The sequence below is a fragment of the uncultured Microscilla sp. genome, from assembly GCF_947493425.1.
In the GTDB taxonomy this organism is placed as follows: Bacteria; Bacteroidota; Bacteroidia; order Cytophagales; family Microscillaceae; genus Microscilla.
The window spans coordinates 1-25,620 of the sequence record NZ_CANLRP010000086.1 but is presented as its reverse complement, the minus strand read 5'-3'; the positions used below and the strand labels follow the sequence as shown (position 1 = coordinate 25,620).

Below are 25,620 nucleotides of genomic sequence, written 5' to 3'. Positions count from 1 at the left end.
TTGAAATGGTTTGAACTTTTTGTTCTTTGGATTAGTTTTATTATTGTAATTAATAAAGTTACATTACTTATAACTCATATCAACAGCTAAGGCTGTTATTTCTATAACGCAACTTCTTAAAAACAATGGATACTAACATATTGAAAGTAAGCGAAGTTACTCAACAGCACCTCAACCAGTCTCAAACTTATGCCGAATACCGTACAATGATTGACCAATTGTTGAGTGAAGGTAAAACCACAGGAGACAACCACAGCGAGGACATGCTACACTACACCAAAATGAATGTGCAGCGTATGAAACGCCTCGACAAGACTGCAAAACTCAATGAAGAAATGTTGACAACCATTGCCAGTATCAAGCACTCACAAACCTGGGTAGTGATTACTGAAGCATGGTGTGGCGATGCAGCTCAGATTGTACCAGTATTGGCAAAAATAGCCGAAGCTTCGCCTAAGATAGATTTGAAACTGATATTAAGAGATGAACACCTCGATGTAATGGATGCTTACTTGACCGATGGTGCCCGCTCTATTCCTAAGTTGATTGCGTTGGACAGCGAAACATTGAAAGAACTAGGGGTGTGGGGACCTCGCCCGACTCCAGCCCATGAAATGGTGATGGAACGCAAGAAAAACAACGATGGTGAGAGCTACCTTGAGTTTGCCACGCGTTTGCATGGTTGGTATGCCAAAGATAAAACCCAAACCACCCAAAAAGAATTGGCTGAGACAATGCAACGTTGGATTTAGGAGATAAAAGTTAAATATACCCTTGAGTAATTGATAAAAAATCCCCTTGAAACATTTTTCAAGGGGATTTTTTATCAATTACTTTTTTATTTCATTTACTGAAAATTGATGATCAAGCCTACATTGAGTACCAACATATCGGTTCTTGACCTGCGTGGACCTATGCCACCTCCGTTTATTACTGCACCGTACTCGTCGTTGCCTACGCCATTGTTGGCGGTAATGGCCACATCAAAATCGCGAATGTCTTGCTTGGTATAATACTTGGCAGGGCTCCCCCACAAGTAACGCAAACCAATATTTGCCCCAAAAAACTGACTAAACATCATTTGTGCACCTATACCCAAGCCGTGACTAAAGGCAATGCTTCTTTGCAACGACTCCCCTCCAACACTGCTGTTTCGGGTCATTTCTTGTTCGCTTACTGCACTATTACCTGTATTGATCTCTTTGATAAAAGTACGAGTATAAAAATACTTTAAGCCTACCAAGCCTTCTACATAAGGTTGTACTCCTTGGGTAGGTACTTTGGCTCTTATAACAAAATGCCCACTGAATAACCTGTTTCTATTGGCAAGTTTAAAGTCTATTGGAACACTGGTGCCATTTACATCTGTATTGACCACCTTGCTTACCTCACGTGCTCCCATTCCTTGAAAGTTGAGGTCAACTCCCCAAAATACTGGTGAACTTTCTGAATGAGGGAAAAACATATTGATGTTAATGCCAAAGGCAGTACCAGGGTTTTGTGCTTTAAATTCATTCAGAGGAAAGCCAGTAGTAGCATTGATACCCGTGTGTATTTGGGCGTGTGCGGTGAACACTAATGCCAACAAAAAAACTAATGTGACTAGTTGTTTTCTCATGATCATAAAATACGTTCCAGTTAAAAATGAATAGTTTGTGGTTGTGTGCCATTGTCTGGAAAATGGTATCCTGGTATTATGCTATTTTACACAGGCAAAGCCATCAAAAGTTCCAGAAAATTTATTTCACCCTATCAAACGCGTAAAGGTTAAATATTTTATATTAAAAAAGCAAATGGTGGTCGCACATTAAACAATCCTGATTTTACCAGTCAATGGTATCTTTACTGCACAAACCCTACATTTCACCGTTTTTGTGCCTTCTTTTAATTAAATTAGCAAGAAATATAAAGAGGTTGTAAACGTTTTTTGACTGACGATACGGCGAACTTTTTGCAGGACTAAAACTTATAACAACGCTCGTATAGAAAGTAAGAATAGTTAATATATTGATACTAGTTTGGGCGAATGATGTGTTAAAACAAATTAGGAATAGCAAGTTTAACTTTTCAAAGATTTGCTTTTTCGATGAGTTCTGCCGTTGAGATAGCGCCTACTCATTGAAGCTTTTAAATTTAGATACATGATACATAAAAACTTATGGTACTATATAGTGGTCATTGCCTTGCTGGGGGCATGTGTACCTTCGAAAAAGTACAAATCTCTTGAGGCAAAATATAATGCCTTGAATGACTCTACCAGTATACAAATAAAAGTGCTAGAGGCAAATAATACGATATTGAGGCAAGAGCTGGATACTTTGAAAAAGCAAAGGGCAGTGCTTGAGCAAAAAAATGCCACCCTAAGGTTGGGCAACGAAAAAAGTGTGGCAATGCTTAACAAAATGATGCGGAATTATACAGTGCTTGAAAGTGAGCATATTACCTTGTTGAAAAACAGTGCTCAGGAAGCCTCTTTTAAAAAGAAAATGCTCGCCCAAAACCAGGAAAAACTTGTTACTTCCAGCCAGTTGCTGCGCAAATACCGTCAGCAGATATTTAAACTGCAAAATCAGCTTACCTCGCAAAAACAGGTCTTGAAGCAAAACACGGTGCCTCCTGTACACCACGAAGATGACAACCCCGTAGATTTGCGTAGCCGTATTATGGCAAAAATTCCTCCGCAAGATCGTAAGTATTTTGATATTGACGTAGACAATGGCAAGGTGTATATAGAGATTGTAGATTCGGTATTGTTTGAACCAAACCAGAACAAATTGACACCAGAAGGAGAAGCATTACTGGCCAACCTGAAAAATATACTCAAGGGGTACAATCTGGCGGTAAACGATAATGATGAAAACGCTGCCGAAAATGGTAAACAAAACCACAGAACAAGTCAGGTTAACCGCATACTACAATCGCCTAATGGCAAAAAAAGAAAAACAGAGTTGCCCACTTCTACTATTGACCCTCACAAAAACGCCACCTCATTGGTGCCGCTCAAAGGCCGTAAAAAGTTGGATAAAAGCCCTAAGGGGAAAACCCTGATTGTAGTGTCAGAGCAAGACTAGTAATCCTTAACTCACGCCTCTATAATGGTTATATTGTATCTTTATGCAGTATGACCATTTTTATGTTTTAGTGTGTTGTCTGATTTCACCTTATAAAAAAAATAAAAAATATATGCGTCTTTTAAGTACCTTGTTCGTCTTGGGGGTGATTTTTATTTTATACATACAGTTTATTCAATGATAGATACAATAAAACATCACTCGACATTACCCACTGCCATTATTGGTGGAGGACCAGTAGGTTTGGCGGCGGCTGCCCACCTTGTGTTGGCCAATCAACCCTTCATATTATTCGAAACAGGTAAAATCGTAGGGCATAATTTGCTCGATTGGGGGCACGTGCAGCTGTTTTCGCCTTGGCAATACAACCTAGACAAAGCCGCCAAAACATTGTTGCAGCAAAGTAACTGGCAAGCTCCTGATGACAAAGTCTTGCCTTTTGGGGCTGAAATTGTACGCGACTATTTGCAACCTTTGGCCAACTTGCCTCAAATAAAGCCACACATTCGTTTGAATGCCCAGGTAATACAAGTAGGACGTAAAGGCTTAGATAAGATGACCACTAAAAACCGTGAGCAATACCCTTTTGTATTGAGGGTAAGGCAAGGAGAGGTTTACCAACGTTATGAAGCTAAAGCCGTGATAGATGCCTCTGGTACCTGGCAAAACCCTAACCCGATAGGTTCGGGAGGAGTAAGTGCATTGAATGAAGAAAACTGCCGAGAACACCTCTTTTACGGGATTCCTGATGTGCTGGGCATACACCGTGAAAGGTTTGCCAACAAAAGTGTGGCAGTAGTAGGAGGGGGGCACTCAGCCATCAACTCTTTGTTAGACCTAAACAAACTCAGGGCTGCTTTTCCTGCTACCCAGCTTCATTGGGTGTTGCGTAAAAAAGACATAAAACAAGTGTATGGAGGCAAAGAAAACGATGGCTTAAGGGCAAGGGGTGCTTTGGGCAAAAGAATTGAAAAACTGGTAGAAGCCAAAAAAGTACACATACATACTCCGTTTTATATTGATGAAATTGCCTTGAATGCCCAAAAAAAAATTACAATGAAAGATACTGAAGGCAAAATATTGGAAGGTATCCAAGAGATTGTTGTCAATACTGGTGCGCGCCCTGACTTTTCGTTTTTACGAGAGGTGCGTTATACTTCTGACACTGCCCTTGAGTCAGTACCTTCTTTGGCAAATCTGATAGATCCTAATATACACAGTTGTGGTACAGTACGTCCACATGGAGAAAGAGAATTGCGTCAGCCCGAAAAAGGATTCTATATAGTAGGTGCCAAAAGCTATGGAAGAGCCCCTACATTTTTGATGACCACCGGATACGAGCAAGTAAGATCAGTTGTTGCTGCACTTACTGGAGATTGGAAGGCAGCTAAAGAGGTAAAGCTTGAACTGCCCGAAACTGGAGTTTGTAGCACAGAACTACCTTTAGTACCAACTACTACCTGCTTTGGTGTAGGTCAGGAGCAACCCACGGCCTCGTCAAAAAAATGCTGAGCCAAAGCATAGCCATAAAAAAGCCCCTTACTTACCAAGAAGAAAGGGGCTTTAGTTGAGCCTAAATAGCAGCCTAAACTGCATAAATGCAATTAATATAGATAGTTATAAAACAGCAGATAAATCTCTCATTGCCAATGGCTTGGGCAAAGTAGCAGTTACAAAAGAGTAATTCAATGCCTTACTTACTTCGGTTTCTTGAGCCATTTCCGATACAATCAATACTTTAGTTTGTGGGTATTGTGTGCTGTATAATTGCTCAAATTTTTCTAAGAAATATTCACCTCCGCCCAGCTTCAAACGCCAGTCAAGAGTAATCAGTTCAGGAAAGCTTCCTTTTTTGTGCATCTCGTGCAACTTGTCAATGGCTGTAGCCATACTCATACTAAATTCTATGTTTGCATATTTAATAATGCTTGAAAATATCTTGTGATAAGTCACGATAAAAATACGGTCATCATCAATTAATAAAATGTTTTGGTAGCGGTTTTTAATCTTTGTCATAATATTCAATGCCTAATAGTGGTGTATGTGGTAATAAACGTATTTGAGTGCTTACAGCCCATTGTTTTCGATAAGTCGTGTATTTTTACCGATGAGTGGATAGATGCCTGATGTATGGTGTTAATACTTCTTAATCTTTGTTAATAAATACCAAATAAAGACCATTGGACGGAAGAATAGACGTATTTTTAGCATAAAATTTTTTCAAACCATGCAGAGGAGAACGATTCGTTTGATTATAGCCCTGGCGGTATTTTCTATTGCTGGCATCATTGTAACCCAGGTATATTGGGTGCAACGTGCATTTGATATGAAAAGCAAGCAGTTTCATCAAACCATTCATGTGGCCTTGCGCGATGTTGCCCAGCAAATAGCCCGAATCAATCAGCATACTGTCAAGCCTGTAGCCATTACACAACTATCGTCTGATTACTTTGTAGTAAACGTAAATGATGTAATAGATACCAATGTGCTGGAGCATTTGCTCAAAACAGCCTTTAGCAAACGAGGCTTGTTTATGGAGTACGAATATGGCATTTATGATTGCTCTACCGATAAAATGGTGTATGGAAATTATATAAGCTCTAAAGCCAATGCCCAACCTAATCGCCGCGTCAACTTACCCAAATACGACGATTATATTTATTATTTTGGGGTACGTTTTCCCAACAAAACCAGTTATTTGGCAAGTCAGATGGATATTTGGATTTTTTTGTCTCTGATATTGGTGGTGGTTATTTTGTTTTTTGGATATACGCTCTTTGCTATTCTCAAACAAAAACGTTTATCAGAGGTTCAACGCGATTTTATCAACAATATGACCCACGAACTTAAAACACCCATTTCTACCATTGCCATTACTGCCGATTTATTGACCAACCCCCAAATACTCGATAAAAAAGATAGCTTGATTAACTATGCACATATTATAAAAAACGAAAACGCCCGCCTACAAACCCAAATAGAAAAAGTGTTGCAATCGGCACGAATGGACAAAGAAAAGCTGGAGCTTCAGAAAGAGGAGCTGGTTTTACGCCCATTGTTAGAAGATATTGCGACTAACTTTGAGTTAAAAACAAAAAATGCCGGGGGTAGCTTACAGTTGCGGCTTGCACCAAAAGAAGTGAGCATTTGGGCAGATCCCAACCACCTGATCAATGTAGTGGGTAACTTGCTGGACAACGCGCTTAAATATGCTGCCCCTCATCCTCAAATTGTAATCATAACTGAGGTGATTGGAAATACAAAGAAAAAAAAGTTACATTTAAGCATTCAGGACAACGGTATTGGAATTAAAAAAGAGCACCAGAAAAAGATATTTGACAAGTTTTTCAGGGTTCCTACGGGCAACATTCACAATGTGAAGGGGTTTGGTTTGGGGCTTGACTATGTCAGGCAGATTGTGCAAGCCCATGGTTGGAAAATATCACTGGAAAGCGAATCAGACAAGGGCAGTACTTTTCGTGTAGTAATGCCAACACGCCTGACAGCTAAAGACCAATAATTGAATGAAAGCACATATATTATTTGTAGAAGACGACGCAAGCCTTGCTTTGGTTACTAAAGATAGTTTGGAGTTGAGAAATTACCGGGTGACCCACTGTGCCAATGGGCAATTGGCGCTGGAGCAGTTTCAACAAGATAACTTTGACTTGTGCCTGTTTGATGTAATGTTACCCCAAATGGATGGCTTTACCCTTGCCGAAAAGGTGCGTACATTGAATCACGAAATACCCATTATATTTTTGACCGCCAAGGCAATGCAAGAAGATAAAATAGCGGGGCTTAAACTAGGGGCTGACGACTATATTACCAAACCTTTTAGTATAGAAGAGGTAGTGCTTAAGATAGAGGTTTTCTTGAAACGTAGCCGTTTTGCTCAATCAGACACCCGCCAAACCAAGTTTACTATAGGACTATATGCCTTTGATTTTCAAGACTTAAAACTACAGTACCAAAACGACCAACCCCGTCGCTTGACCCAACGCGAAGCCGAATTGTTGCGCTTTTTTTGTTTGCATCAAGACAAAATTCTTAAGCGTGAAGATATTCTTAAAAACATTTGGGGTGATGATGATTATTTTTTTGGTCGTAGTCTCGATGTATTCATTACCCGCTTGCGTAAATACCTAAAAGCTGACCCTACCATTAAGATCGAGAATATTCATGGGGTAGGGTTTAAGATGATAGTGAAAAATTGAGCACAAAAAAAAGAAACCTACCCTAAGGGAGAGTTCCTTTTTGATGACTGGAATGGTGCAAATTTAATTTACTTAAGTGCACTTACCTTGTCTATTTCAATGCCCATATTTTGCATCAATTTACTGGCGTTGAAGCTGCGGCAAATGCCAGGAGTCAATTTATAATCAAACAAAATTTGGTCACCGTTGATCTGGCTATTAAAGCTATAATTTTGGATAAAGTTGGTTTGCTCTTCCAAAATGCCCAGCTCCAGGTCGTGGGTAGACACCAAACCAGTAGAACGGTGTCCATGCAACTGAAATACCAACGCCTTGGCGCCCAGGTGTCGGTCTTGCGAATTGGTACCCTTCAGAATCTCGTCCAATAAGTAAATAACGGGCAGGCGTGGATTGGTTTCCAGGTGGTCAATCAATTGTTTCAGACGCTTAAGCTCTGCATAAAAAGACGAAATATGTTCTTCTAATGAATCTTGGGTACGCATACTGGTAAATACCTGCATGGGCGACACTGTAAAACTGTCGGCACATACTGGAGCCCCTGCCAACGCCAACACTATGTTTACCCCTACAGTGCGTTCAAAGGTGGTTTTGCCCGACATGTTCGAGCCCGTAATGACCATACTATTGCCCAAGCCCTCTAATTTCATGGTGTTAGTAACTCGCTCCTGCGCATTGATAAGCGGGTGCCCCAAATTGGTGGTATCTATGATGTAATCTTTGTCCGAAATAGTAGGTATCTGGTGTGCTGGATTGGCGTAAGCATATCCGGCAATACTGTTCAAGGCTTCCATTTGGTTAATGGCTTTGAGCCAGCCTACAATCTCACGTCGGGTCGTTTGGCGCCATTTTTCCAGCCTTGCTGTCCATATTACATCCCATAAAAAAAAGAAATTGGCCACAAATATAAATAACAGGTTTTGGCGTTGGTCGAGGCTGGCAAGTATACTGGCAAGTTTTGAGATTTTTTCGGAAGCAGTTCCTTCCGCCGAAGCAGTTAAACCTTTAATTTTCTGGAGTTTTTCGCTGTTAAAATTGGCTTCTTCTATGTTTTTCAACAATTGCGTGTATGACTTGAGTGTGGCACTCGATTTACTGGTTTTCTCATGAATGTTTTGTATGTCTTTAAAAGACCCTCCTAAAAGAAAACCATTGATAAAAATAGGAATGAATAAAATGTGGTAAGTAGTGAAACCCAACAACACGGCAGCAAACGCTGCCAGCGAAACGATTGGCATAATGTAAGTCATGGTAATGAGCCACTTTTTGGGCAATACCTTGGCAGGCTCGCTACCCCAGGCAAACAATTGGTCTACTGCCCGCCCATCTTCTTGTCCGTGCTTGCCTTTAGCTTCAAAGTCTTGTCGCCACTCTATATTATTTTTCAGCTCTTCAATTGCTTGCTGGCGTTGGCGAATCTCTTGGGTGCGTGCTGGAGCCAATAACCATTGCGCCAAGGTTTTTTCACCTAATTGGGTAGTGGTGCGGTTCAATAATTGAAAAACGGAATGTTTGCCAAAAATATCGAGGTCTGAAGCATAAAAATGCCCTGGAGTCATATACTGACCCCCCTCAGCAAACCCTTTGAGTTTATTGTCGAGCCGCTGAATTTCTGCTTCGTTTATTTTCTGCAAAAATCGGTAATGGTTGCGTTGGTACACAATACGGTTGTGTTGTTTGATCAGGGCAATAAAAATACCCATACCCACAACAAATGCCCCTAAACCTGCTGCCCAGTGTTGGACAAACTGATAAGTATAATAGGCCCCTACAATGGCACCCAAAAACACCAGTAGACGAATGGTAGATATACGGTTGTACTTGGTCTGAAACTGTTGGGCAAGTTCCTGAAACTGCTCAATACGGGTTTCAAAAACTTGCCTCTCGGCAGATAGGTTTGAGTGAACGCTCATGGTTTTATTTTTTTATACAAGGCTACAAAGTTAGTAAAACGAAAAACATAAAGTAGTTCAAACTTTAGGAAATATCTTGTGACGAGACAATTGGCAGGGTAGCAACAGATAAGCCCATTTTTTTAGTTTTACACTTAAACAAAAATGGTTTTGAGGATGGATTTTGACTAATTGTCTGAATACCAACATTAATCAATCCTGTAAATCCTAACATCACTTTCATCTTAGGAATGGTGTAAAAATAAATTTCTATAGTAACGCTAAAATATTTTGTTGCTAGACGAGGCAAAAAATCGGCTAATAGCATCGCTATTCGGCTATTTTTTAACAAAGTATAGCAACAAAAGATGAGGTTAAGAATGTAAATTTATTTTGGTACCATTCCTTAGTATACTTCAGGGGTTGATAAACCTGTATATAAGCTATCAGTACCCAATAGCGGTTTATACCGGAAATGCTTGAAGTTCACTAAAAAAACTATTTTGAATAATGAGCCATAAAATGACTGATGGTCAAATATGATTTTGTTCCCATTAACTCCTGTAAACGAGAACTTAAGATTGTAGGCTTTTGCATTTATTAAGCCGATAGGTATATTTGTACGGTGGTTTTGATTGGGAAAACCCGAATGTTTATCGGTTGAAAATTGTCCCTGTGAATTTACCAAAATTAAATTCGGATTTATCGTCTTTGTGTCAAAATAATGGAACAGGGCGGGCAAAACAAGTACACCAAGATTTGACAATCTTTTATGAGTGCAGGCAATCATCCATTACCACTACACATAAACACATGCATATATCATTATGAGAAGAGTAGTAATTACTGGTTTGGGAGCAATTACCCCAGTTGGCAACGATGTGAAAACTTTTTGGAACAATCTACTTGAGGGCAAGTCGGGGGTAGATAAAATTACCCGATTTGACGCCACTGGTTTCAAAACGCAGTTTGCCTGCGAGATCAAAGGCTATGATCCATTAAATCACTTTGACCGCAAAGAAGCCCGCAAATTAGACTTATTTGCTCAATATGGGTTGATTGCTGGAGACGAGGCGGTCAAAGATGCGAATATCGACCTTGATAAATATGATACCAGTCGAGTAGGGGTAATCTTTGCCAATGGTATGGGGGGGTTAGATACCTTCGAAAAAGAAATCTTCAGCTATGTCAAAGGCAAGCCTTCTCCCCCCAGGTTCAATCCATTTTTTATCACCAAAATCATTACCAATGGTTTGGCTGGCTTGTTATCTATCAAGTATGGGTTTCAAGGGGTAAACTATTGTCCGGTAACTGCCTGTGCCTCGTCAAATCAGGCATTGATTCACGCCTTTAACTATATTAAGTGGGGCAAAGCTGAGCTAATTCTTGCCGGAGGCTCTGAAGCCCCCATTACCGAAGCTTCTATAGGTGGGTTCAACTCTACCAAGTCTTTGTCTACTTGTAATGATCAGTTTTCGGTAGCTTCCCGACCGTTTGATAAAAACCGTGATGGCTTTGTGATGGGAGAAGGAGCTGGAGCTCTGGTTGTAGAAAGCCTGGAAAGCGCTTTGCAACGAGGAGCAAAAATATACGCCGAAATAGTAGGTGGAGGAGAAGCCGGAGATGCTTACCACATTACAGGCACTCATCCCGAAGGTTTAGGGGGGTATCTGGCTATGAAAGAAGCCATTCGCGAAGCAGGTATTTTGCCGTCACAGGTGAACTACATCAATATGCACGCCACCTCTACCAAAGTAGGTGATTTGTCAGAGATAAAAGCAGTGGCAAAACTAGTAGACAATCAGCCCGAAAATTTACAAATAAGTGCCACCAAGTCTATGAGTGGGCATTTGGTAGGTGCGGCCGGCGCCATCGAGGCAGTTGCCACTTGTATGGCAGTACACACCGATGATATTCCGCCTACTATCAATACCCAAGAGGTAAGCGATGATATTGCTGCTTTGGGCATTGACCTTACCTTGGGCAAAAAAGCACATCGCCGGGTAGAGTATGCCCTCAATAATAGCTTTGGTTTTGGAGGACATTGTGCTGCTATGGCCATGAAAAAATACGAAGGATAAGCCAATCAAGGACCACTCAGAGAAAATAGGCTCTGTCATATTTGGCAGAGTTTTTTTTGTTTTTCTGTAGTCCAGCAGTTACTGCATGGCCAATGAGTAATATTCGTTGAGTTTTTTTTAATGACTAATCCTTGGAGATTTCTTTTTGTTTTGCCCACACCAACCCTCCTCCGGTAGCAGCAGTTATTAAAGGTAAAAAAGCTACCCAACCTACTGCCGGGTAAATGATATACACCACTACCCCACTCAATCCCAATAAAGCATTCAGTCCAGTAAAACCAAGGGCGGTTTTATGCAACCACGCTTTGTGACTGTACAAATTAGCCAATGATATTATCAAGCCAACCATAGTAAAAAGCCCCAAAATAACTATGATACCATACCAGTAAGCGGCTTTTATATCGTGGGGTGGTATCAGTCCTTGTGCACACAAAGAAGGTACACAAACAATGAGCAACAATAAACTAAAGAGTATTTTGTCCATGATGGGGTGTTTTTGATAAAAATAATGCAGGCAAAAATAGGAGAGTTTTGGCAGATTAATAACTATTCAAGCGTGGGAAGTTTTTATAAGCTAAATTTTGGGCAGTTGTCCCTATTGTACTGTGTGATTGATATTACACTTTAAATCCAATAATCAACATGTCATCTGTTTGTTCATTATACCCTTGCCATTTTTTTAGTTCAGTGTTTACCTCCTTTTTTTGTTGGTGCATGGGTAAATGCGCAATGCTTGCCATAAATTGCCGGAAACGCTTGGCGAGGTATTTTTTTGCTTTTTTACCACCAAACTGATCTTGAAATCCATCAGAAAAAATATAGAAAATATCACCAGGTTGAGTCACTATTTCGTGCGCTTTATACACTTTCTTAGTATGATATTGGGTGCCCCCAATAGGGTAAATAGCTCCTTTTATTTGGGTTAGCTCACCTTCTCTTACCATAAAAAGTGGGTTCTTTGCACCAGCATAGGTTAATACTCCCGTAGCTTCATTCAATGTTACCAGTGCCAGGTCCATCCCGTCGTTGTTTGTTTCTTCTTCTTCGGTCTGTCGTAAGGCGTTAATTACTTTATGGTCAAGTTGAGTTAAAATTTTGTCAGGCTGAAAAATGCGTTGGGTATGTACAATTTCATTCAATATGCTATTACCTAGCATTACCATAAAAGCCCCTGGAACCCCGTGCCCGGTACAGTCTACTGCAGCAATTATTTTGAGCAATGCTGTTTTTTTAGGTATCAATGACTGAGGTCGCAGTTCATCCAAATTGGTATCTACTTCAGCATACCAGTAAAAATCACCACTTACTATATCTTTAGGCTCAAAAAACACAAACATATCCTTAAACTTAGACTCTATTGAATGAATAGGCTTCAGAATAGAAGTTTGGATTTGTTTGGCGTAATGAATACTATCAATAATACTTTGGGTTTGTTGCTCAATCTTTTGGTAAGCTTGTTTTAGCTCCACATTTTTCAATTTATGAATTTCTGCCTCTTGCTGTGCCTTTTCAATGCTGTTGATCGAGTTTACATTTTTTAGTTGGGTAGACTTTTCCTCGCCCATTACCTCTGCTTTCAGCCCTTGGTGTTGTTCGTAGTATTGAATGGCCTTCCAGGGGTCTTCCAGTTTTTTATACAAACGGGCAAGCGTTTCATAAATCAAAATTAATTTAGGCTTGGCGCTTTTCAACTCTGCCAGTCGCTCGCCCTGTAATAACAAGTGCTCGGCTTTTTCATATTGAGCCAGCTCTATGTGTGCTGTGGCAAGGTAAATCAATCCGGTAATTTCGCCCTGTTGGTTGTTTACCTTACGCCTAAAAGCCAGCCCATAGTTCAAGTAATCAATGGCATCTTGGTATTGTTCTGTGGCCAGGTATACCATTCCTATTTCATGCATTGCTTGTCCCTTCATCATTACCAGGTTATGCTGGGTAGACATGACCAACGCCTCTTGATGAATAGCAAGGGCAAGATCATACTGCCCCAACGCCTTATAAATATCGCCAATGCCAATAATGGTGGTGATGTGTCCAGGTACATCACCAAGTTTTTTAAATAATTTAAGCGCGCGTTGGTGATACCTGAGTGAGTTTTCGTAGTCTTTCAAGTCGTGGTAAAACTCTCCTACCAAATAGTTAATCCACGACAGCCAATTCATATCATCTGCTTTCTCGCTAAACCTGAGTGCTTTCATAAGCGAATTAAACCCCATTTCATACTCTCCGGTACTCCAGTAAATCACCCCCAAAATACCAAATACCTCGCCCAAACCATTGTTGTAACTGAGGGCTTCAAATACTGGTATTGCTTCGTTACAAAGCAAAAATGCTTCTTCGATGGCTCCTTCCTGGTAATACTTACCAAAGGCTACATTGGCTTTGGCTATAGCTATGATTTTACGGTTTGCGGTGTTTTTCGCAAGTTCAAGGGCTTCCTGAGCGTAAAGGTAAGATTGTTTGTTGTCGCGGTTGCGCAGTTTTCGGCTCAATTCATTGAGGGTGTTAATCCTTTCGTTCAAAGGCAACTCAGCTTTGAGTTGTGTTTTGAGGGATTCTACATGTTTGTTGAATGGGGGATGAAAACTATCCATATATTTTTTATAAATTCTAAAGCCTAAATATTGAAGGCGTGATAAAGCACCACAAGGCTTTGTTTACATCTTATAGTTCATGTTGGAGGTGTATTTACAAGTGTGTTTGGCATAAATCACTTGTTCCAGATAGCTGACCAGATATGTAAGCTAAAAATGTGCCTTTTAGCTCATTTATAAGCGAAATTATTGGTTGGTATTTACTTAAAAATGGACTGTGATCTAATATACTATTTTCTTTTGGTTTTACTGGCAAAAAACCCCCTCGTTCGACCACAAGGGGAGCAAAAGGTCAGCCATTATTTTACTTCAAGGTTTTTGGTACCTTCAAAGCGAAATACTGGGTAACGCATATGTTCTTTTTCATAATAAAGCGAATTTTGATAGATAAAGTTCAATTGCTGATAAGCACTTTCTCGAAACGTCTTACTTTCTTTTCGCTTAGTTTCAAACCTTTTGAGCAAATCAGCATTGTCTTTAAGTAGCTTTTCGGCTATATCTTCAAATACATAACTTGAGAAACCTTCTTTTTGCTGAAGAATAGTATCGAAAAAATTCCAACTAAAAAAAGAATCAGTTGCTTGTGGCTCAAGGGTTTCTATAATGTAGCGATTGCTGCTTTGGTTTACAAAGACCACATAGTCGTTTTTATAAAACCGAACAGTCTGTTGTTTTACTTTTACCTTGGTATTATAGTGTACATAGTGCCCTTCAAACGGTTGAGGAAAGCTTTTATAATCGGTGATATAATAAGCATCAACTTTGACTTGTTGGTCTGTAGCGAGTTGTTTTACTACTACACCATTTTTTTTGAGCAGGGTTACTACATCATTCCAGGCTTGGGAGATGATGTAAGCCTTAGGAGCCTTTACTGTCAGTGTTGGGTTAAATACATTGTAGTACTTTATTTGTTGGGTGACTGGCTTGCTACGGTCATAAAATAAGCGTTTTTGCCCCGTAAACTTGCTTGGAATCATTTGAGGAGTATATCCCTTAAAGGTGATTTTATCAAACTTGGTTTTATCTCTTTGCCAGCCTATAGTAAAACTCTTTTGTTGGGCTACCTTACTTGCAGTAGCTGCACGCATTATTTTTATCCTAGCCCCATTTTCATGCAGGTGTTTTACCATACTTACCATAAAATCATACGTAGCATTTACCCGTTGCTTGAACGGCTTGAGCATGTGGGTTTCATTTATAAAACCTACACTATGAAACAAGGTAGTATAACCGCTTGAGTATCGGGGTGAATCAAAAAATTGAGGAATGCCAAACTGGTTGGGAGTGCGGTTGCCATACACGTTTACATAAGGGATAATATCCCAATTGTTTGCCTTCATTGTTTTCTTAAGATCAGGTATCATCTGCTTACGCAAATAACTGCCCAACACCCCACCGAGTTTATCGGCTTGAGTAGCAAGGTAAGTCAATACATGCTGATAATCTGCCCCATTACTTACGTGGTTTTCTATGTATAGATCAGGGTTCCAGCGTTGAAAAATTTGCACAAAGGTATGGGTATTTTTAGCGTCTAGCTTGATAAAATCCCGGTTAAGGTTCAGATTACGCGAGTTGCCTCTAAAGCCATATCTTTTAGGTCCATTCTGGTTGACACGGCTATAGCTACTACGATTGAGTGCGCCTCCTACATTGAAAAAAGGAATCATTATAAATACAGTGTTTTTAGCCATTGCCTGTAGTTTGGGTTGGGTAGCAAAGTCGCGAAATAGCATCAGGCTGGCATCTACCCCATCAGGTTCGCCAGGGTGAATGGCATTATTAATCATAAACACATTGCGCCCTTTGCGCTTCAGCGATTCTGGCCTAAAATCTTTGTCCAACGAAAAAATCGCCAGATGCAAAGGCTTGCCTATGTCAGTAGTACCTATACTCTGTAACTTTATAGTGGCAAACCGTGTCGCCAATTTTTGCAAGTAAGCAATGCCTTCTTCGTAAGTCACTGTTTCAGTGCCTTTAGTTTGCTCAAATTTAGTAATGAGCCCAAGCCTGTTTTGGGCAACAGCTATTTGACCAAACAAGCACAAGAGCAATAATAACAAGTAGTTGTTTTTCATTGAATAACAATTGGTAAGTAATAAATAAATAGCTGATGCAGTACTGCACCAGGTAGACAGGGCAATTTACAAATGTAGGCTTATTAAAAAATCAGAAAAGAAATAAAACTGCTGTAAAACAGGAGGGGGAAATAGTGTTGGATTGTTGGGGTAGGTACAAAAAAAGAAAGGTTAAGTGATATTAAAATCACTTACCTTTTCTAAACCTAACTAACCACAAAACATAATTTTTTGAGAGGTATGTGCCTCTGTTATATATCTTTTATCTTACCTTTATAACTCTTTTAAGGGTGCTTTTGTTGCGAAAATTCAGGAAGTTTTTTTGCAACTCCCTGTTTTTATATCCTAACCACAAAGCTTAAATAATATTGTTTATATATTATTTTTATAAGTATTTTTTCAATTAACCTTTTAAAGTTGCTTATAGTATTATCAATTTATATACCACTTTTGTAAATTGAGTTGATATATTTTGTAAGTGATTGATAATCAGCAGTTAATTTTTCTTGAAGTTCAAAATGTAAAAAGTGTATAAACATCTATTTTACACGAAATACCGTAATTAAATCGAAATATCGTACTATTTAGGCAAGACCTTGTATTGTCTCTTGAATGTAAACGTGGTGTCTCTACCCCTGTCTTTGAAGGTAACGCTCCCTTGCCAAGTGTAAATGCCAGGCTTGTTTGGGCGAAATTTTACGCTTCCTCTGCCATTATATACAGGAATAGGCTTACCATTGACTGTCATTTTTGGAGCCGATGATTTGTTTATACCAGTGCGACTTAAAAACATAAGTGCTTCGTATTTTTCTCCTTCTATTACTGAGTTTGATGGGGCGAAAGCTTCCAAGTAAAGTTTTGGAGTTGTTTTGTACTCAGGTATGAATTCAATGATTTTGGCTTGGCGTGCCAAAATCAACTGTTGTTTTTTGAGTAACGTTACTTGCCACTGAGCCAAATCGGTGTAAGCCACTGCCCAAGCAATGTAGCGGTTTGGGGTAGAGAATATGCGAAGCACAGAACGGGGTGCTTCTTTTACTTTCAATATTTGAGGATATTTTTGATGTAAAGAATCTTCAAAGTGTATTACAGGTTGGAGCATTTTTTTGAGTTGATTGACGCTTACCTGTTGATCACCTGCTTTTACAAACTGGGTTGCAACATTGTTAGTTTTGGGTTGTTTTATGCTTTGATATAAAGCATCTGCAATGCTGTCAAGCGTCAATAACTGTGTTTTTACTCTCGTGTGTAAGTCTGTCCATTGATTGCGCAATCGCAGTCTTTTTTGAGAAGTTTTATAAACAGGTAGTTGAGCAAGGTATTTTCGGTTATGGTGTAAAATAACCCTTTTTTGTTGGTTAAAGGTTTGAGTAGTTGTCCATAGCTTATGCCAGTCGGCTTCAGAGTTGGGCTGACAGCCGAGCAAAGTGTAGGCACTCCCTAGAAGCAGGCATATTTTTTTAAGGCAGTTGATCATTACTTATTATTTTGAGGCGTATAAACCGATTTTCTTAATACGTTATAAGGTTTTTTGATGTAGAGTGTAGTGTCTCTTCCTTTACTCTTAAAGGTAATACTCCCTTTCCAATAGCGAGTTACTTTATTGATGTGAGCAGGTACTGAGTGAGGGATTGCCCGTACTTTGAAACTCAAGCATGCACTGCCATCTTGCACAGGTGTCGGTGAGTCGTTGATAGTTGCCTTGTGTGCGGCTTTTGATATATGAGAAGCAATAAATATCTCTGCCCGGTAGCTGTCTCCTACTTTAATTACTGGACTGTTATTGGTGACTCCTATACTAAAGCGTGGTATACCAAAGTGGTCTGAATTGATCTTAGCATCTTCAAGTTTTTTCATCACTAGTTGGGCATACTGCAATATCTCTATTTGTAGTTGAGTAAGCCAGGCATTGGCAGTCACAGCAGTAGTATTGGTAAAATGAAAAAGCAATAGCTCATCAGGTGTATAGTTGTATGTGTAGTTAGTCATAGTTTGAGTGAAACTGGCAAAACTGGGTAACTCCAAATCTTTAAACTCAGCATTCAGCCAATCAATATAACTTTTGAGGTTGTTCATTAAATTTTTACCTTCATCGCCTAAAAACAGGCTGCGAACGTGTGTGTCAGGTGTACCAACAGTCACCAAGCTTCGCCAATAACTCAGAGAGTCACATAACCTGGATGTTTTCGTTTGCAAGAGTTTTGCCCGACCAATAAGCTCTAGTCCATGGCGTGGATTACCTTCACGTTTAACTTTTACATGTATGGCGTTTATTGCCCTTTTGTTTTCATTTTCAACATCAAAAATCATATTTTTTAGAAAACATGAAGTGCTTTTGAGCTTTTGTTGCAGGTCGTTCTCTGGCGCAGTACAGCCTGCAAGCCAAATCAGGAGCAAGCCCATGAATAGTGGTGTTGTTTGCATGACAATTGTTATTGGTGGCATGTGTCAATACACAGGAAGGAGAGAAGAGTGGAATAAAAAAAGCCAATGACCCATCAGTCATCGGCTTATGCTATATATTTTGAGTAGTTCTGGACACTGAGTTGCAAAGGGTTGATTAGTCGTCATCGTGATCATCCCATAAACGGCTTCCACAATATTTGCAATAAGAGGCATTCAAGTCGTGCCCTGTCATACCACAGCCAAAACACTCTTTATTGCTTAGCACTGGGGTTATTTCCCGTTGTTTGGCTATTTCGGCAGACACGATACTGGTAGGCACCACTATCGTACTAAAGCCTAGCAGCATAAGCAATGACGCCAATGCTTGTCCATGCAAGGTTTTAGGTGCCATGTCGCCATAGCCTACCGTTGTTACTGTTACAATTGCCCAGTAGATGCCCCTGGGAATACTTGTAAAGCCGTGTTGAGGACCTTCTATTACATACATAACAGACCCAATGATAGTTACTGAGATAACTACTGCAATGATAAATACAGTGATTTTGTGTCGGCTTGACTTGAGTGCGTCTACCAAAGTACCTGCTTCACCAGTATATTCTACCAGGTTAAATACCCTGAATAATCTGAACAGCCTCACCAGTCGAATCACCATAAGGAAAGTAACCGAGGTGAAACCTAACAATCCTAGATATGCTGGAAAAGTAGCCAAAAAGTCTAAAATACCTAAAGGGCTGAGCACATAGCGCAGGGGTTTGGGTAAACAGATGACCCGTAAAATATACTCTATAGAAAACAAGATAGTAGTAGTCCACGCTATGAAATTAAAGACCGGCCCATAGGCTTGTTTATAGTCTTTGACAGTTTCTAGTATTACCGACGAAGCACTTAAACAGATAAAGAAAAGCAGTGCCACTGCAAATACCTTTGAACTGAGTGTGTCGGAGCGGTAAATGGTTTTATATAAATTATATCGCCATTTACTTGCAATTACTTTTCGGGCTGATTTCATATATTTTGCCTGAGCGCTCAATTTTTTCTGGGTTTCTTTTCTGTTCGTTTTTGTGTTGTTTAGTGTTAGTGTCCTTTCCATGTATTATTCTCGTCTTTTATAACTATATGATTGACCTTACCTATTGCTACTATTTTTCTTCAATATTCTTACCAATTCTTAAAGTTTATTAGATAAGTACAATTTATTTTCTTATTAACTGTAATATTTACCATAAAAATGTTTTTTTTGGTGGCAAATACTTGTGTGTATAAACGTTAATATCAAATGTATATAAATAATAAATTATGTAACTACCTGATTTTCAATTACTATTTTTACACTCAATCAGTGTACACTTTTCTCTTTTAAGTGTATTAATTCAAGATAAAGCTTGTTGGTTTAAACCTAAAAAAGATGATTTTTCAAACAATTTTTAGTACAAAGAGTTATTATTAGTTGCTCTTGTTTTATCAATAATTTACCAATGAATTCAAATAGTTTTACCATTGACTTCAGTCATTGTTTTAAGTTTTACGTATAAGTAGTTTTTTAGGCGAACTACAATCAAAAAACACCATGAGTAACCGAAAAAAACGAGCTGAAATAGCTCAAGAAACCTTACAAATTTTAGCCCAAGGTAAGTACACTAGCCAATCACAAAATACCATTGATATTAAAAACTCATTGACAAAGTCAATAGATGATACCTTATTATATACACCTAACAGTTTTGACGAAAAAGTACTTGTATCTAGCAACCAAGCACTTAAGGAGCTCGATTTTGATACCCAATATGAGGTAACCACCGAAACAACCTTACAGGCAGCCAAGCGTTTGGTAGAGGGTGAAAACTATACCAAGGTGGGAGTCTTAAACTTTGCTTCAGCCAAAAATCCAGGCGGCGGATTCTTAGGAGGCAGTCAGGCGCAAGAAGAAAGCCTGGCACGTGCATCAGGTTTATATGCTTGCCTTGAGCCCCAGCAGGAGATGTATCTTACCAACCGCAAACGCAAAACAGGTTTGTACCTTGACTATATAATTTATTCGCCTGATGTTCCGGTATTTCGTAACGATGACGACCAGTTGTTAAATTCACCCTATATGATCTCTGTAATTACGGCTCCTGCCGTGAATGCTGGATCGGTAAAAGCCAACTATCCTGCCGAGCAAAGTTTGATAGAAGCTACAATGCTTTCACGTACTGAAAAAGTTTTGACCTTGGCAGTTTTGCATCAACACGAGGTGTTGGTGTTAGGTGCCTGGGGTTGTGGTGTGTTCAAAAATAATCCAAAAGATATTGCGCAATACTTTGCTGCACATTTATTTGGTGAGGGCAAGTTTAATCGGGCATTTCGCAAAATTGTTTTTGCAGTATATAGTGGTCAAAAACAAAACCCCAACTTGCCAGCGTTTGAAAAACACTTTGGTCATGAACAAATTTTATAGACTTAGTAAATCAATACAATGGGTATTGGCTATTTTTTTTGTGTTACTGGGAGCAGGATCATTTTTAGGGCCTTTTGCAAGGCCTCAACTATGGTATTTTCTTCTTTTTCCTTTTGCTCTGGCAATAATGCAATTTGCGCTTACTCCTCTGTTTACTTTGTTGGGAGTTTACAAATACTACTCCCCTATGTTGTTGGTATACAACCCAAATAAGGCGGTATATGATCTTCATACAGGCACTTCTTTTGATTATTTGATGGTGATGCATTGGCGCGATCGAGGACTCGCAGCTCGTCAGAAGATTTGGTGCTACTGTTTACAAGGATTGATAGCTATAGCCAAAGACATAGAGCAAGGTAAGTTGCCCAAAACTATACAAGTGGTGGGTACTTCTTATTTTTTTAGTTCAAATACTGCCAAGCGTTTAGGGTTTCATTTGACAAAACCATCTTTAAGTTATCGAATCAATCTCTTGATCAATGCTCTTGACCTGATCTGGATGTATTCTTTTGCCCAGGGTAAAATAGCTATTCCTCCATTGCTTAAAACACAAAAAGCAGCCATTAGTGGAGACGAGTTGTTAAAACAAAAGCCTACACTTGAGCAACTAATGTCAAAAATTGAGAAGCGCCTCTCTTAAAATAGTTTTATTCTTAGTCATACTATGATATTGGTTATTGAGTATTCAAAATATTTCTTCGAATACTTCAAGTAGTATTTAATTTACAGTTTGTTGAGCAAAATTTTAGTTTTTAAAAATTGATTTTAACAAAATATAAAATATTTTTTATGTTAAAATTAAAAATTAAAAACTGTTATATGAAGGTGAATATAAATAGTGAAACGGGAAAACTAAACACGGTTATCTTAGGTATTGCCTATGATCGTGGCGATATATCTTATCTTAATAATCCTAAACATGCAGAAATTGCCCAAAAGGGAGAAGAACCTTCCGAAGATGTTTTGATTAAAGAAGTAGAACATTTTAGAAATATCCTGGAGCAAAATGGGGTAAAGGTGCTCAGACCAGAAAATATAGCCAATCAAGATCAGATTTTTTGTCGGGATATTGGTTTTGGAGTGGATCATAATTTTTTTCTGGCAAACATGCGCAAAGCCAACCGTCAACCTGAAGTTAATGCCATTCAGTCCATTACCAGTGGCTTGTCGCAAGTGCATACACCACCCCAAGGTGCAGTAATAGAAGGAGGCGATGTAGTAGTTTGGAAAGACCACGTTTTTGTGGGGCTAGGCGAGCGTACAAATCAGCAAGGGGTAGATTTTTTAAAATCAGTCTTGAAAAACAAAAAAGAAGTAGTGACATTACCTTTAAATGTAACCAATGAAGGCGCCACCAATATATTACACCTTGATTGCGCTTTTCAGCCAGTGGGCACCCACCATGCCTTAATTTATAAAGGAGGCTTTCAACAAATACCAAATGCTATTTATGATATATTTGGCGAAGACAACCTCATAGAAGTGTCACAAGCCGAAATGTATCACATGTTTCCCAATGTTTTTTCTATCCATCCCGAACTGGTAGTGATCGAGCAATCTTTTGAAAGGTTGTCAAAAGAGCTTGCCAAAAGAAACATTCAAACCATCAAAACTCAATATAGCAACGTGTCAAAGCTGGGAGGTTTACTCAGGTGTTCGGCGTGTCCTATAGACCGTGATGATATTAGTTAACAAACATATTTAATATCAGCCGTATATCCCTTCTTTGCAATTAATTAACAAGTTTGTTGAGGGAGCTTGGAATAAAAAATGCTTTTATTTTGTTTATCGCTATAAAGCTGATTATTTCAATCTAAAGGCATCTCTCTTGTTGCATGAAAAACTTATTGTATTATCTACTGTTTAGTGGTGCTATTTTGTTGGTAGGCTGTACCACCAAGCAACCAAAAGCACCTGCTATATCAAAAGGCACGCTTGATCTTTCTGCCTGGAGCTTTGATCATAACCACTTTGTGACATTGGATGGACAGTGGTTTTTTTATTGGAAAAAACTTTTGTCACCACAAGATATTAGCAAAGGACAACTCCCTCCTTATACTTTAGTAGATGTACCCAATAGTTGGACAAACTACAAGGTAAATCAGGTTAAACTCTCTCCCCATGGATATGCTACCTATTGTTTACGTATTAAACTGCCCAAAACCAACAAACCCTTAGGTATCTTTATCCCCAAGATATGGTCAGCAGCCAAAGTATGGCTCAATGACTCGCTAGTGTATACCTCAGGTAAAGTAGGCAAGCAATATAAAAGTTATGAAAGTCAAATATTAGAGCAACTGGTAGAGTTTTCGGCGCCCAACCAAGAGGTACATCTGGTGGTTCAGGTGGCTAATCATGACATGTTTATTGGTGGGTTAATACAGTCTTTTCGCCTCGGGATTTATAGCGAAATATTAGAAAGCAACTCTCTTGCCTATAGTTGGACGTTGATGTGGCTTGGAGTGTTGTTAGTGATGGGAGTATACCACTTTGTGTTATTTTTCTTTAGGCAAAAAAACAAGTCTACGCTCTATTTTGGTATTGTTTGTCTATTTATAGGCTTGCGCCTGATTGTTTTTGGTGAGCACTACATTTACGAATACTTAAAAGAACATTCAGGTTGGCTTACTTTTGCTATTCAAAGTAAGGCATACTACATTACTACTTTTTTTCTGCCTCCAGTGGCTTTGTTGTATGTACGTTCTTTATACCCCGAAGAAGTTCGTTTTTTCAAATGGCAAATCTTTATTGTATCTCCCCAAGTTATCAAAGTATCATTGTGGATTACGACTGTTTATACAGTATTTATTGTAATCGTAAGCCCGGTTACTTTTACACCCACTATATTTTTTTATCAGCCGTTTATGGGCTTGTTTATAGCCTATTTGTTTTTTGCTATAGTGCTGGCAGGAGTGCATAAAAAGAGAGAATCGGCTTTTCAGATGGCAGGCATATTTACAATGGTGTTGGCTGGTATCAACGATGGTTTACTGGCGCTGGGAGCATTAGAGCTTTTGCCAGTGGCATTTGCTATATTTTTATCTCTTCAGTTTTTGGTCATTGCACGCAGGTTTTCAAGAGCATTCAAGAGTGTAGAAGATTTATCGACTAACCTGGAGAAAAAGGTAGAAGAACGAACCAAAGAGTTAGAGGATAAAACCAAACAACTGGAAAAGAAAAACCGAAGCATCACTGATAGTATTCAATATGCAAATCGTATTCAAAAAGCGGTGCTGGGTAGCCAACAACACATAGAGAAGCAATTTAAAGACGCTTTTATTTATTTGAAGGCACGAGATATAGTGAGTGGTGACTTTTACTGGTTCTCAGAAACCAATTGCAACCAGTCATGGCTGTATAATACCAATATGAACGGAGGGCTTGAGCATGCCAATCCTGATTTACCCATAGTCAAATTAAAAATCATAATTGCGGCTGATTGCACTGGGCACGGAGTTCCAGGTGCTTTTATGACCATTATGGGCAATGACTTGCTCAACGAGATTATAGATAATGAGTGTATACATAAGCCTGATGTTATTCTAAAAGAGTTAGACAAAAGGGTACGGGCAACCTTACACAACGAAACCCAGGAGAAGGCAGATGACGGGATGGACATGACTGTGGTAACAATAGATGAAACCCATCAAAAACTTTATTTTTCGGGAGCCAAGAACTCTATATTGCTTGTGAGAAGAGGTGAAGTGTTTAGACTCAAAGGATCTATTTACCCTATAGGCAGCGAACACTACAAAACAGAGCGTGAATATGCTTTGCATGTATTTGAAACTCAGCCTAATGACATTATCTATATGTACTCTGATGGGTTCCAGGATCAGTTTGGAGGCAAAAAGGGGCGAAAGTATATGTCAAAAAAATTCAGGCAATTTTTATTATCATTGAGTCACCTACAGATGGAAGAACAACGTTATAAGATAAATGAAGAACTCAAAACCTGGATGGGAGACGATTACCAACAAACAGATGATGTGCTGGTAATGGGGATTAAACTTTAATTTGCCAGTACTCTCTTTCACATATAAAGGCTTGATATTTGCGTTTTCTTTTCTTGTTTTTTTGAGAAAAAATAGCATTATAAAGTATTTAACAGTGTTTTATAATCCCTGTCACAAACCTTATTACTTCAATCAATCCCTGTCTGAGTAATCTTTCAATCAATACTATTGTGTCACATAGTTTGTATTAACCTGCACATAATGAAGTATATCTTCAAAATAACATGCATTTTTTTATTTTTTCAATCAACCTTGGTTGTGTATGGGCAACCTGCTCTTCAGCAAATGAAGTTTGCCCGGCTTACACCTAAAGATGGATTGTCACAAAACACGATCAATTGTGTTTTGCAAGATAAAAGAGGGGTGTTATGGTTCGGTACTGCCGATGGGCTAAGCAAATACGAGGGTTATCAATTAAGAACTTATAAAACAGAACTGGGCAATCAGAACAGCTTAAGTAATAACTATGTTTTGTGTTTGTACGAAGACAGCGCAGGGTATATATGGATAGGTACTTATGGAGGAGGACTCAATAAATTTGATCCAAATACAGAAGAGTTTACCAGGTATCAACATCGCAAAGCTGATAGTACAAGCATTACAAGCAACGATGTACGCTCTATTTATGAAGATGATCAAGGCATGTTTTGGTTAAGCATGTACAGGGGAGGAGTTGATATGTTTGACCCAAAAACAGAAAAATTTAAGTTTATTCCTTATCAATTTGCACCAGGTAAGCCAGCTCCTAGTGCAACAGGAGCTAAGTTAATATAGTATTAATTTCCTTTTCCTTTGTAAAGCCTTTGAACTTCCACTTCAAAGGCTTTAACCAATGCT

General features: G+C 39.0%; 21 protein-coding genes. 11 read left to right on the top strand and 10 right to left on the bottom strand.

Translation table 11 applies throughout. The features are described from left to right. Window positions 1-125: 125 nt before the first annotated feature. Window positions 126-752 (top strand): thioredoxin family protein, encoded by a 627-nt coding sequence (locus tag Q0954_RS20135; RefSeq protein WP_299459472.1) that lies wholly within the window; start codon window positions 126-128, stop codon window positions 750-752. Window positions 753-847: 95 nt separating this feature from the next. Here Q0954_RS20135 and Q0954_RS20130 read toward each other — a convergent pair whose 3' ends face one another. Beyond that, the gene (locus Q0954_RS20130) at window positions 848-1,624 is read right to left on the bottom strand and encodes a hypothetical protein (protein ID WP_299459470.1); all 777 of its coding nucleotides are present in this window, start codon (window positions 1,622-1,624) and stop codon (window positions 848-850) included. 517 nt (window positions 1,625-2,141) lie between these two features. Here Q0954_RS20130 and Q0954_RS20125 point away from each other — a divergent pair. Next, window positions 2,142-3,071, top strand: coding sequence for a hypothetical protein (locus Q0954_RS20125; RefSeq protein WP_299459468.1), 930 nt, complete (start codon window positions 2,142-2,144; stop codon window positions 3,069-3,071). A 177-nt stretch (window positions 3,072-3,248) separates the two neighbouring features. Continuing rightward, window positions 3,249-4,583: an NAD(P)-binding domain-containing protein gene (locus tag Q0954_RS20120; protein WP_299459466.1), complete on the top strand. Its 1,335-nt coding sequence runs from the start codon at window positions 3,249-3,251 to the stop codon at window positions 4,581-4,583. A 105-nt stretch (window positions 4,584-4,688) separates the two neighbouring features. Here Q0954_RS20120 and Q0954_RS20115 read toward each other — a convergent pair whose 3' ends face one another. After that, window positions 4,689-5,087, bottom strand: a complete 399-nt coding sequence (locus tag Q0954_RS20115) for a response regulator (RefSeq protein ID WP_299459464.1) — start codon at window positions 5,085-5,087, stop codon at window positions 4,689-4,691. Between the two features lie 211 nt (window positions 5,088-5,298). On the opposite strand from Q0954_RS20115, the gene Q0954_RS20110 reads away from it, so the two are divergent. Together Q0954_RS20110 and Q0954_RS20105 are read left to right on the top strand one after the other, a co-directional pair. Next, window positions 5,299-6,591, top strand: a complete 1,293-nt coding sequence (locus Q0954_RS20110) for a sensor histidine kinase KdpD (RefSeq protein WP_299459462.1) — start codon at window positions 5,299-5,301, stop codon at window positions 6,589-6,591. A gap of 4 nt (window positions 6,592-6,595) precedes the next feature. Then, window positions 6,596-7,288, top strand: coding sequence for a response regulator transcription factor (locus Q0954_RS20105; RefSeq protein ID WP_299459459.1), 693 nt, complete (start codon window positions 6,596-6,598; stop codon window positions 7,286-7,288). Between the two features lie 68 nt (window positions 7,289-7,356). Here the strand turns inward: Q0954_RS20105 and Q0954_RS20100 are convergent, their stop codons facing one another. Together Q0954_RS20100 and Q0954_RS20095 are read right to left on the bottom strand one after the other, a co-directional pair. After that, the gene (locus Q0954_RS20100; protein WP_299459455.1) at window positions 7,357-9,198 is read right to left on the bottom strand and encodes a DNA mismatch repair protein MutS; all 1,842 of its coding nucleotides are present in this window, start codon (window positions 9,196-9,198) and stop codon (window positions 7,357-7,359) included. Window positions 9,199-9,262: 64 nt separating this feature from the next. After that, the gene (locus Q0954_RS20095; protein ID WP_299459452.1) at window positions 9,263-9,505 is read right to left on the bottom strand and encodes a hypothetical protein; all 243 of its coding nucleotides are present in this window, start codon (window positions 9,503-9,505) and stop codon (window positions 9,263-9,265) included. Between the two features lie 499 nt (window positions 9,506-10,004). Here Q0954_RS20095 and fabF point away from each other — a divergent pair, with 499 nt between their 5' ends. After that, the gene (gene fabF / locus Q0954_RS20090; protein ID WP_299459450.1) at window positions 10,005-11,258 is read left to right on the top strand and encodes a beta-ketoacyl-ACP synthase II; all 1,254 of its coding nucleotides are present in this window, start codon (window positions 10,005-10,007) and stop codon (window positions 11,256-11,258) included. Window positions 11,259-11,382: 124 nt separating this feature from the next. On the opposite strand, the gene Q0954_RS20085 is transcribed toward fabF, so the two are convergent. From Q0954_RS20085 to Q0954_RS20060, 6 genes are all read right to left on the bottom strand, one after another. Further along, complete coding sequence (locus Q0954_RS20085) at window positions 11,383-11,742, bottom strand: hypothetical protein (RefSeq protein WP_299459448.1); 360 nt, start codon at window positions 11,740-11,742, stop codon at window positions 11,383-11,385. A 133-nt stretch (window positions 11,743-11,875) separates the two neighbouring features. After that, the gene (locus Q0954_RS20080) at window positions 11,876-13,849 is read right to left on the bottom strand and encodes a tetratricopeptide repeat protein (protein ID WP_299459446.1); all 1,974 of its coding nucleotides are present in this window, start codon (window positions 13,847-13,849) and stop codon (window positions 11,876-11,878) included. A 299-nt stretch (window positions 13,850-14,148) separates the two neighbouring features. Beyond that, entirely contained in the window at window positions 14,149-15,924 is a 1,776-nt protein-coding gene (locus tag Q0954_RS20075; protein ID WP_299459444.1) for a M14 family metallopeptidase, read from the bottom strand. 580 nt (window positions 15,925-16,504) lie between these two features. Further along, on the bottom strand, window positions 16,505-17,401 hold the full coding sequence (locus Q0954_RS20070) for a hypothetical protein (protein WP_299459441.1): 897 nt from the start codon (window positions 17,399-17,401) through the stop codon (window positions 16,505-16,507). Beyond that, window positions 17,401-18,234, bottom strand: coding sequence for a hypothetical protein (locus tag Q0954_RS20065; RefSeq protein WP_299459439.1), 834 nt, complete (start codon window positions 18,232-18,234; stop codon window positions 17,401-17,403). The genes Q0954_RS20070 and Q0954_RS20065 overlap by 1 nt, the downstream gene beginning before the upstream one ends. 250 nt (window positions 18,235-18,484) lie before the next feature. Next, the gene (locus Q0954_RS20060; RefSeq protein WP_299459437.1) at window positions 18,485-19,420 is read right to left on the bottom strand and encodes an ion transporter; all 936 of its coding nucleotides are present in this window, start codon (window positions 19,418-19,420) and stop codon (window positions 18,485-18,487) included. Between the two features lie 477 nt (window positions 19,421-19,897). Here Q0954_RS20060 and Q0954_RS20055 point away from each other — a divergent pair, with 477 nt between their 5' ends. The 5 genes from Q0954_RS20055 to Q0954_RS20035 all read left to right on the top strand — a co-directional run bounded on the left by Q0954_RS20055 (window position 19,898) and on the right by Q0954_RS20035 (window position 25,557). Next, window positions 19,898-20,767 carry a TIGR02452 family protein gene (locus tag Q0954_RS20055; RefSeq protein ID WP_299459435.1) on the top strand — a complete coding sequence of 290 codons (870 nt, stop codon included), beginning with the start codon at window positions 19,898-19,900 and terminating at the stop codon, window positions 20,765-20,767. Then, window positions 20,751-21,407: a hypothetical protein gene (locus Q0954_RS20050; RefSeq protein ID WP_299459433.1), complete on the top strand. Its 657-nt coding sequence runs from the start codon at window positions 20,751-20,753 to the stop codon at window positions 21,405-21,407. Before Q0954_RS20055 ends, Q0954_RS20050 begins: the two co-directional genes overlap by 17 nt. A 179-nt stretch (window positions 21,408-21,586) precedes the next feature. Further along, window positions 21,587-22,459 carry a dimethylarginine dimethylaminohydrolase family protein gene (locus Q0954_RS20045; RefSeq protein ID WP_299459431.1) on the top strand — a complete coding sequence of 291 codons (873 nt, stop codon included), beginning with the start codon at window positions 21,587-21,589 and terminating at the stop codon, window positions 22,457-22,459. Window positions 22,460-22,602: 143 nt separating this feature from the next. Next, entirely contained in the window at window positions 22,603-24,783 is a 2,181-nt protein-coding gene (locus tag Q0954_RS20040; protein WP_299459429.1) for a 7TM diverse intracellular signaling domain-containing protein, read from the top strand. Window positions 24,784-24,984: 201 nt separating this feature from the next. Next, a complete protein-coding gene (locus Q0954_RS20035; RefSeq protein WP_299459426.1) occupies window positions 24,985-25,557 on the top strand; it encodes a two-component regulator propeller domain-containing protein in 573 nt (190 codons plus the stop codon). Window positions 25,558-25,620: the final 63 nt, after the last annotated feature.